Here is a 1327-nt window from a genome sequence, read left to right as displayed (position 1 = left end):
CGTGCAGGATGGCATTCCTGGCGTCAACACTTGGAAAGGCGTTCAGACGGTCATCACGGACAATGGGTTCTATTCAGGCCCCGTCGACGGTCTCCCTGGGCCGAACACCTGGAAAGGCGTACAGAATCTCGCACAGCTCGGGGGCTACGGCGGACCGGTTGACGGATTTCCCGGTGACCAGACCTACAAGGGACTCCAGTCATGGTTGAGTGAGCCTGCTTCTCCGACGCCTACGGTCCCCGCGGGTCCTACCGGCGTTTACGGCGTTGATGTGGGTCCCAGCCAGTCAAACATTGACTTTGGGTTGCTACGTGACGCCGGATACCAGTTCAGCATCATCAAGGCCGGCGGCACGAATCTGCCCATCTACGTGTCCACCTATTACCAAGCCCAAGTCGGCCGCGCCCGCGCAGCAGGCATGCTGGTCGGGCATTACTGGGTAGTCGGGTCGAACGACCCCGCTGGAGACGCGAGCTTCTTCCTGAACAATCTCTACGATTTCCGAACCGGCGACATCCTTGCCCTCGACAACGAAGCCCTCAACGTGGGTCGGGTCTGGACTGATGACGAATGCGCGACGTTCACTCAGATCGTCAAAAACGAGGTTGGCTACGCACCCTTCATCTACATGAACGGCAATCGACTGGCGTCTAGTTCCTGGGCTAAGACCCGAGCCGTGGGTTGCAAGCTCTGGTTCACCAACCCCAACGGCGCACCCGGCAACATCACAATCTCAGCGTTCAGCGACTGGGCCATCCACCAGTACAGCTGGACCGGCCAACAGGGCAATATGAAAATCGACCTCGACATGGCGCAGTTGAGCGCTTTTGCTGGGCTCACGCAACCGCCGCTCGGCGAAACAGTTCCTCCCCTTAACGCCTTTCCTGTGGACGACGGGGGCAGTGGCGCATCATCGATCAGCGTTACTGCCGAAGAGGGGAAGATCCTTCAGCGCCTTGCCCAGCGCGGCGGCTATGAAGGCCCCGTCGATGGCATCCCGGGTGGAAACACTTGGAAGGGTGTGCAGCAGGTTCTCAGCGATCTTCACTATTACAGTGGGCCAGTCGACGGCCTACCGGGAGGCAATACCTACCGCGCTCTCCAAACCCTCGCCCGCGAGGGGAACTACGAAGGCCCTATTGATGGCGTTCCGGGAGAAATGACATTCGCGGCGCTTGACCGATACCTGACCGGGACCACAGGCGGCGCCCCGAGCATGGCCAATGGAAAGATCTTGCAGCTGATCGCGAAGGCAGGAGGCTACACGGGTGCCGTGGATGGCGTCCCAGGTGCCAACACGTGGCGTGGGCTCCAGCAGGTACTTTCC

The 1327-nt window shown here is 60.4% G+C and carries 1 protein-coding gene; it reads left to right on the top strand.

The window, feature by feature from the left end; all coding sequences use genetic code 11:
* Positions 1-271: 271 nt before the first annotated feature.
* Positions 272-1327: GH25 family lysozyme (locus JF66_RS20520; RefSeq protein WP_197059529.1), on the top strand; the 1056-nt coding region annotated here is incomplete at its 3' end.

Origin of the sequence: Cryobacterium sp. MLB-32 (assembly GCF_000738085.1) — a bacterium.
Lineage (GTDB): Bacteria > Actinomycetota > Actinomycetes > Actinomycetales > Microbacteriaceae > Cryobacterium.
This window is presented reverse-complemented; position numbering and strand designations above follow the sequence as displayed.